Source organism: Marisediminitalea sp. (genome assembly GCF_984433645.1).
In genome coordinates, this window is the sequence record NZ_CFIDRX010000182.1 from 1 (window position 1) to 8,670 (window position 8,670).

7 protein-coding genes are annotated in these 8,670 nt (G+C 50.9%); 2 read left to right on the forward strand and 5 right to left on the reverse strand.

What is annotated here, in order from left to right; genetic code table 11:
* Positions 1-95 precede the first annotated feature (95 nt).
* Genes AC4MRN_RS17455 through AC4MRN_RS17475 form a run of 5 tightly spaced genes read right to left on the reverse strand, consistent with a single transcriptional unit; the run spans position 96 to position 6,076 of the window.
* Entirely contained in the window at positions 96-2,054 is a 1,959-nt protein-coding gene (locus AC4MRN_RS17455) for an acetyl/propionyl/methylcrotonyl-CoA carboxylase subunit alpha (RefSeq protein ID WP_491203994.1), read from the reverse strand.
* The gene (locus tag AC4MRN_RS17460; RefSeq protein WP_491203995.1) at positions 2,051-2,848 is read right to left on the reverse strand and encodes an enoyl-CoA hydratase/isomerase family protein; all 798 of its coding nucleotides are present in this window, start codon (positions 2,846-2,848) and stop codon (positions 2,051-2,053) included. The genes AC4MRN_RS17455 and AC4MRN_RS17460 overlap by 4 nt, the downstream gene beginning before the upstream one ends.
* A 9-nt stretch (positions 2,849-2,857) precedes the next feature.
* Positions 2,858-4,465 carry a carboxyl transferase domain-containing protein gene (locus tag AC4MRN_RS17465; protein ID WP_490402960.1) on the reverse strand — a complete coding sequence of 536 codons (1,608 nt, stop codon included), beginning with the start codon at positions 4,463-4,465 and terminating at the stop codon, positions 2,858-2,860.
* A 38-nt stretch (positions 4,466-4,503) separates the two neighbouring features.
* Positions 4,504-5,673, reverse strand: a complete 1,170-nt coding sequence (locus AC4MRN_RS17470; RefSeq protein WP_073324772.1) for an isovaleryl-CoA dehydrogenase — start codon at positions 5,671-5,673, stop codon at positions 4,504-4,506.
* A 1-nt stretch (position 5,674) separates the two neighbouring features.
* Positions 5,675-6,076 carry a MerR family transcriptional regulator gene (locus tag AC4MRN_RS17475; RefSeq protein ID WP_073324771.1) on the reverse strand — a complete coding sequence of 134 codons (402 nt, stop codon included), beginning with the start codon at positions 6,074-6,076 and terminating at the stop codon, positions 5,675-5,677.
* Positions 6,077-6,520: 444 nt separating this feature from the next.
* On the opposite strand from AC4MRN_RS17475, the gene AC4MRN_RS17480 reads away from it, so the two are divergent.
* The gene (locus tag AC4MRN_RS17480; protein ID WP_073324770.1) at positions 6,521-7,696 is read left to right on the forward strand and encodes a thiolase family protein; all 1,176 of its coding nucleotides are present in this window, start codon (positions 6,521-6,523) and stop codon (positions 7,694-7,696) included.
* Positions 7,697-7,874: 178 nt separating this feature from the next.
* Positions 7,875-8,670 (forward strand): transporter substrate-binding domain-containing protein (locus AC4MRN_RS17485; protein ID WP_491203996.1); only part of this gene is annotated, 796 nt, incomplete at its 3' end.

Consider the following 8,670-nt stretch of genomic DNA (forward strand, 5'->3'; position numbering starts at 1 on the left):
TAACGTCGGTTTTTGCCTGTAAAGGAATGGTTTGCGCTTCGTTTTGCAAACCGTCCCTCGGGCCCACTTCCAGAATACTTACTTGGGTTGGGTAATTAGGCGTCATCGGCAATAAACTCCAACAATGATGCGCCACCGTCAACCATGTCGCCGGTGCTGAAGTAAAATTCACCCACCTGACCATCGGCAGGGGCGGTGACGTTGTGTTCCATCTTCATCGCTTCCATTACCAGCAACGGCGTGCCTTTTTTGACCGGGGTATTGGCGTCTACTAACAGCTTGACGATGGTACCATTCATTGGTGCAATGCAACCGCCGTCGTGGCTATCGTCATGTTCACCCACATCGGCATGTATCTGCGCGAAATTACGTGTTTCCGCGCCATTGAACAGCACCCATTGATTGGCTGTTTCATCGACACAGGCCATGCGGTGCTGACTCCGATAGCCATTCACTTCTGCCTGTAGCATCCCGTCCTGCCAGGTTCCGTTGACCAGCCACTGCTGACCATCGCACTCAATACAGAATTGCTGCGGCTGTGTGGTTACAGTCAATGCGTAATGCTTGCCCATACACTCAATATTGAGTTGTTGCTTATGCGGGTGATTCATACGCCAGTGTGACAGGTCGGCATGCACGGCTGACTGCTGACTCAGTAGCAACCGCAAGGCCATAACTGGTAACAATGCATCAGGCATAGCCGGTGCGGTTAGGTCCGCCTCGTGATGCGGTATAAAATGGGTGGTTAACTTAGCATTTGCAAACGCCGGGTGCTGCATTACACGGTTAACATAGCCAATGTTGGTGGTAACGCCGACCACATGGGTGTCTTTCAGGCAGGCCAGCATACGTTGGCGCGCTTCTTCCCGGTCTTTACCCCAGGTGATGACTTTTGCAATCATGGGGTCATAGTGTACCGACACGGTATCGCCTTGCTGAAAGCCGGTATCTATCCGCACCGATTCCGACACCTGCGGAAACTGCAAGTGGCTCAGCGTGCCGGTAGAAGGTAAGAACCCATTGTCGGGATCTTCGGCATATACGCGTACTTCAAAGGCGTGACCGTGGCAGGTCAGCTGCTCCTGTGATTTCGGCAAGGGATTACCCTGCGCCACACTCAATTGCCAGGCAACCAGATCTTCGCCGGTAATGTACTCGGTGACCGGGTGCTCTACCTGGAGTCGGGTATTCATTTCCATAAAGTAGAAAGCATCAACGTCCAGCAAAAACTCCACCGTACCTGCGCCCACGTAGCCAATGGCTTTAGCGGCGTCCAGTGCACTTTCACCCATTTGCTTTCTGACTTCATCTGACAAGCCTGGGGCAGGGGCTTCCTCAATGATTTTTTGGTGACGGCGCTGCACTGAACAATCGCGTTCAAACAGGTAAACGCCATTGCCGTGGCTATCGCAAAATACCTGAATCTCAACATGACGCGGCTGGGTCAGGAATTTTTCCACCAGCATAGTGTCGTCACCAAAACTGGCCTTCGCTTCGCGTTTTGCCGCGGCTAATGCGGCGTCAAAATCGGCTTCCTCCATGACCTGGCGCATGCCTTTTCCGCCGCCACCGGCAGCCGCTTTTAGCATTACCGGAAATCCAATCTCGCGTGCGGCGTTTAATAAGGTTTGCTCATCCTGATTGTCACCGTGATAACCGGGTACTAACGGCACGCCCGCCTGCTCCATAATTTGCTTGGCTTTGGATTTTGAACCCATGGCGTCGATGGCACTGGCTGGTGGGCCCACAAAAATAATACCTTCGGCTTCACAGCGACGGGCAAAACCGGCATTTTCCGACAAGAAACCATAGCCAGGGTGAATGGCATTGGCGCCGGTAGCTTTGGCTGCTTCGATAATTTTATCCTGCACCAGATAACTTTGCGTGGCCGGCGCCGGACCAATGGCGATGGCTTCATCTGCCATCGTAGTGTGCATGGCGTTGCTATCAGCGTCAGAATATACCGCCACAGTAGGAATGTGCATGGCTTTTGCTGTGCGCATTACGCGACAGGCAATTTCACCACGGTTGGCGATCAGTAATTTATGAATCATTTTTCAGACTCCTTAATCCAGGTCGGTGCGCGTTTTTCCAAAAAGGCATTGAGCCCTTCCTGGCCTTCTTCTGAGACGCGGATCCGCGCAATCCAGTCGCTGGTGTTTTGCATAACCGATTCGTCAATGGGGGCGCCAGCAACCTGCTCTATGAGTGCTTTAGCTTCAGCGATAGCAGTAGGGCCATTGCGGAGCAGGGCGGTCAACAACGAATTGACCTCGTCATCCAACTGATCTTCACTGACCGCTTCACTTACCAGGCCAAGTCGGCGCGCTCGTCGGGCTGAAAAAACTTCAGCGGTTTGGAAATAACGCTTGGCAACGCGTTTGCCCATTGCTTCAATGACATACGGACTAATGGTTGCCGGAATAAGCCCTAGTTTAACTTCGCTTAAACAGAACTTACTCATCTTGCAGGCCACCGCCATGTCACAACACGCAATTAGCCCAACAGCACCGCCAAAGGCTGCGCCCTGAACACGCGCAATGGTGGGCTTGGGCAGGCGGTATAGGGTTTGCAGCATGGTGGCAAGTTGCATCGCATCAGTGCGGTTTTGTGCTTCACTGTATCCAGCCATTCGCTGCATCCAGCCTGCATCTGCGCCTGCACAGAAGTTTTTGCCGTTGCTGGCCAATACCACGGCACGCACGGCAGGATCGCTGCCGGCTTTTACGAAACAGCGGGTCAGCTCGGCGATCATGGTATCGTCGAAGGCGTTGTGTTTCTCCGGGCGGTTCAGCGTAATTCTTGCCACCCCAAGGTGGTCTAGCTCGTACAGAATATCTTGAGTCATTATCGGTCCTTACATCCTGAACACGCCGAACTGGGTGTCTTCAATGGGTTTATTCAGGCTGGCACTTAATGCTAGCGCCAACACATTGCGCGTTTGGGCCGGATCAATAACACCGTCGTCCCATAAGCGGGCAGACGCGTAATAGGGGTGACCCTGACGTTCGTAATTGTCGATGACCGGTTGCTTAACGGCTTGCTCTTCTTCCTGCGACCAGGTTTCACCTGCACGTAGCTTTTGCTCTTTCTTCACCTGCGCCAGCACGCCTGCGGCTTGCTCGCCGCCCATTACGGAAATACGGGCATTGGGCCACATGAACATAAAGCGCGGGTCATAAGCACGGCCACACATACCATAGTTACCCGCACCAAAGCTGCCACCGATTAACACGGTGAGTTTCGGCACGTTTGCGCAGGCTACTGCGTTCACCATTTTGGCCCCGTGCTTGGCAATACCGTCGGCTTCGTATTGTTTACCCACCATAAAACCAGTGATGTTTTGCAGGAAGATAAGCGGGATCTTGCGTTGACAGCACAATTCAATGAAATGCGCGCCTTTTTGTGCGGACTCACTGAACAGAATACCGTTGTTAGCCACAATACCAACCGGCATGCCATGCAGGCGGGCAAAACCACACACCAGTGTGGTGCCATAGCGTGCTTTAAATTCGTCAAAGTCAGAGTCATCCACAATACGGGCAATGACTTCGCGCACATCAAATGGCTGACGCAGATCCTGTGGCACGATGCCGTAAAGCTCTTGCGCCGGGTAGCGCGGATCTTTCACCGGCTCAGTGGTCACTGCGTCGGGCTTTTTACGGTTCAGGCGCGCGACGGCATCACGGGCAATTTGCAGCGCGTGGTGGTCGTTATTGGCCAGATGATCGGCAACGCCTGAAATACGGGTATGCACGTCGCCACCGCCAAGTTCTTCAGCTGTCACTTCTTCACCGGTTGCGGCTTTAACCAGCGGCGGCCCCGCTAAAAAGATGGTGCCTTGTTGTTTGACGATAATGCTCTCATCAGCCATGGCGGGTACGTACGCACCGCCTGCAGTACAGGAACCCATGACCACAGCAATTTGTGGAATGTTTTGCGACGACATTCTGGCCTGATTAAAGAAGATACGACCAAAGTGGTCGCGATCCGGGAATACGTCGTCCTGACGGGGCAGGTTGGCGCCGCCACTGTCGACCAGATAAATACAGGGCAAATGACATTGCTCGGCAATGGCCTGGGCACGCAAGTGCTTTTTCACCGTTAACGGGTAATAGCTGCCGCCTTTTACGGTTGCGTCGTTGGCAACGATCATACATTCAACGCCGCTGACCATCCCTACGCCTGCAATGACGCCGGCACAAGGCACGTAGTCCTCGTAGACATTCCACGCCGCAAGCTGGCCAATTTCGAGAAACGGTGAACCGGGATCGAGCAGGGCATCAATACGTTCCCGAGGCAGCAGTTTGCCTTTTTCCTTGTGGCGGGCAACATACTTGTCGCCACCACCTTGCATGATTTGCGCAATGGTCTTTTGCAAATCGTCAACCACGTGCTGCATTGCCTGATAGTTATTTTTATAGGCTTCAGACTGGTTGTTTATATTCGTATTGAGTACAGGCATAGCACCTCCTCTTTTTCTGTCGTTAACTGCCTGATCTACTATGCGGTTTCTTTAAATAATTCCCGGCCAATCAGCATGCGGCGAATTTCTGAGGTACCCGCGCCAATTTCATACAGTTTGGCATCGCGCAGTAAGCGTCCGGTTGGGTATTCGTTGATGTAGCCGTTTCCACCTAAAAGCTGGATAGCGTCCAGTGCCATTTTGGTCGCTAATTCCGCCGAATAAAGAATAGCGCCTGCGGCATCTTTTCGTGTGGTTTCACCGCGATCGCAGGCTTTAGCTACGGCGTACACATAGGCTCTTGCTGCATTCATTTGGGTATACATGTCGGCGACTTTGCCCTGAACTAACTGGAATTCACCGATGGACTGACCAAATTGCTGGCGGTCATGGATGTAAGGCACAACGATGTCCATGCATGACTGCATAATGCCCAATGGGCCGCCAGACAGCACCAGACGTTCGTAATCCAGGCCACTCATGAGCACGCGCACACCGCCGCCCACTTCACCCAGTACGTTTTCTTCCGGTACTTCACAGTCTTCGAATACCAGCTCACAGGTGTTCGACGAACGCATGCCGAGTTTGTCGAGCTTCTGTGCACGACTAAAGCCAGGGAAATCGCGCTCAACAATAAATGCGGTGATGCCTTTGGGGCCGGCGTTCACGTCGGTTTTTGCGTAGATCACAAAGGTATGGGCATCCGGACCGTTTGTGATCCACATTTTGTTACCGTTCAGGATGTATTTGTCGCCCACTTTTTTTGCGGCGAGCTTCATGCTTACCACATCTGAACCGGCATTCGGTTCACTCATCGCTAATGCACCGATGTGCTCGCCACTGACCAGCTTAGGCAGGTATTTTTCGCGCTGGGCATCGTTTCCGTTTTTGAAAATCTGGTTTACGCACAGGTTAGAGTGCGCGCCATAGCTCAGGCCGATACCGCCTGACGCCCGGCTGATTTCTTCCATGGCAACCGTGTGGGCCAGATAGCCCATATCAGCACCACCGTACTGTTCGCTGACTGTTACGCCCAGCAATCCCATCTCACCTAATTTAGGCCACAGGGCATTTGGAAAGGCGTTGTCTTCGTCAGCCTGAGCTGCAAGCGGGGCAATCTCGTTTTGCGCGAATTGGTAAACATGGTCGCGCAGCATGTCGATATCTTCACCCAGGGCGAAGTTAAGCGTAGGGTAATGAGCAGTCATATTATTCACCTTGTTGTAAGTCGGCCAGTTCTTCGCGGCAGCGGGTTTCCACTTCATCCAGTTCGTTCATCAACATTTGGATGTCGTCGAGTTGCTGGCGCAGTACGGCGCGTTTTTGTTCGGTAAGTTGCAGCATCGTCTGAAGCTGTACACTGGAATTCGGGTTGCTGTCGTACAACTCGAACAGATTTTTTATCTCGGCCAATGAGAAGCCCAACCTCTTACCACGCATAATTAGCTTTAACCTGACGCGGTCTTTGTTACAGTAGATACGGTTCTGTCCGGTACGTTTAGGACTCAGTAATGACTGTTCTTCATAAAAACGTATTGAACGAGGGGTAATATCAAACTCCCTGGCAAGTTCACCGATGGTGTAGGTTGATTCATTTTCTTGATTGGTCATAAGCCGATTTCCTAAAGTCTCACCTGTAGTTACCCGGTAGTGTTATAGTGTAAACAGGCTGCAGTTTACGTTAACGTTAGGTTGAGTTAACGTAAAGGTAAAGTAACATTTAATTAACGTCAATGGCGTGAAGTGCGAGGCTTTCTATAAAACCAAAGTCTTGTGTTTATTTTTGTATACAGGTGTAAGCTACAAGCGTGTTTATTTTTACTGTAATTATTGCTAAATCTAGTGTGGGGTTACTCAACAACAGGCTTGAAGGCTGAAGTGCACAGTGCATTTTCAGGGCAATGATGCGGTAACCGGTAACAATAAACAGGCCACAGCTGAACATGAAAATTCGTTGTTGGTAAATTACTAACGGGATAAGTGCAGTACTTGTAACACTTATCTTATAGGTTGGTATTAACTGTTTGTGTAAAACCTAAATGAGGCAAGGAAACTATGAGTAAAGAATCTGTCGTTATCGTCGCTGCTAAACGTACTCCCATGGGTGGTTTTATGGGTGGTTTGTCAGCGCTGCCAGCTACAGACTTAGGTGCGGAAGCGATTAAGTCGGTGTGTGGTGGTATTGACGTCAATGTCATCGATGAAGTCATTATGGGATGTGTATTGCCTGCAGGTTTGGGTCAGTCACCGGCGCGTCAGGCGTCATTAAAAGCCGAGCTGCCGTTAGCGGCCGGTGTAGTTACAATTAACAAAGTCTGTGGGTCTGGTCTGAAAGCCGTTATGTTGGCGTCGGATATGATACAGGCGGGCAGTGCAGAAGTCATTGTGGCTGGTGGTATGGAAAGTATGAGTAATGCGCCATACATGTTACCAAAAGCCCGTGGTGGTTATCGCATGGGGCATGGTCAGGTGCTGGACCACATGATGATGGACGGATTAGAAAATGCTTACGACGGCCAGGCGATGGGTTGTTTTGCACAAGCCACGGCTGATGCGGAAGGCCTCACTCGTGAAATGATGGACGAATTCGCCATTGGTTCATTGTCGAAAGCCAACGAAGCGATCAGTGCGGGTACCTTTGGCGACGAAATCAGTGCAATTACTATTGCTACCCGTAAAGGGGAAGTGGTTGTCGATACCGACGAAGGCCCATTAGCGGCGAAGCCGGAAAAAATTCCTTCACTTCGTCCTGCGTTCAAGCGCGACGGAACAGTAACAGCCGCCAACTCAAGCTCAATTTCTGACGGTGCTGCTGCGCTGCTGGTGATGAGTGAGTCAAAGGCGGCTGAACTGGGCTTAACGCCACTGGCAAAAGTTGTTGCGCACGCAACAAATTCTATTAAGCCAGAAGATTTTACTGTCGCCCCTGTTGGTGCCATGGAAAAAGTCCTGGATAAAGCGGGGTGGACCAAAGACGACGTTGATTTGTTTGAAATTAACGAAGCCTTTGCAATGGTAACTATGCTGGCAATCAAGAAGCTCGACCTCGATGCGTCGAAAGTTAACGTTAAAGGCGGTGCCTGTGCATTGGGTCATCCCATTGGCGCGTCAGGTGCGCGTATTTTGGTTACGTTACTTCATGCACTGAAGCAACAAGGCAAATCAAAAGGGATTGCGTCCTTGTGTATTGGTGGTGGTGAAGGCGTCGCATTAGCGGTAGAGATGCTGTAATACCAAATGGCGGGGCGCAGTGCGCCTCGCTGATTGAACATGAAGATATACCAGAGGTTGTTTCTAGTCTGTCGAAAGCGGCATAACTATCTGTTTCATTAGCTTTTCTGTCTTGTTTAAGTTGATTTCACACCGTTGAAAACGCATACTGACACGAAATAAGAATAACATTGTTACCATGTTCAAGTTTAAAGCAACCTTAGTGCGGTGGGGCGTACTTTCTGCCATGTTAAGTGGCTGGACGTTTTCTGCACTATCTGCGCCTTCAATCGTCACCTATTGTGTTAACCCTTCGTGGGTGCCTTATGAAATGGTCCGTAATGGCGCACATGTCGGTATTTCCGCAGATTACCTCACGGTCATTGGCGAACTCGCCGGTGTTCAATTCAAACTGGTCGAAACCGACAGCTGGCAACAGTCCCTCGAGTTTGTACAAACCGGGAAGTGCATGGTTTTGCCTATGGTCAGTCAATCGTCGGTTTACCGTTCTTTTCTGACCTTTTCCGCGCCTTACTTCGCTACACCCAATGTACTGGTGAGTGAAAGTTATGATGTCATGTATCACGGTATCGACGGACTTTCACACCAATTGGTTGCAGTAGACAAAAACAGTCACCTCGCAGAGTACCTGGCGCGTTACTATCCGGATATTCGCTTACAACTAATGAACTCCGAGGCCGAAGCCGTCCGCGAGCTGGCTCGGGGCAATGTTGATGTTATGGCGGGGGCGCTGTTAAGCATTAATTCTGAAATGAACCGCATGAACTTGCACGACATGGCGATAACCGGGTATGTCGAGCCTGTGCATTTATTGCGATTGGGTGTGAATAAAGCGCATGCAGATTTGATCCCGCTATTGAATAGTGCAATCGACGGGATACCTGAGGCTACCAGCGTTGCTATTTATAAGCGATGGAACAATGTTAAAAGTCATTCTGAGCAAGACTTCCGCCTGGGTATTCTGGTTGTATTCT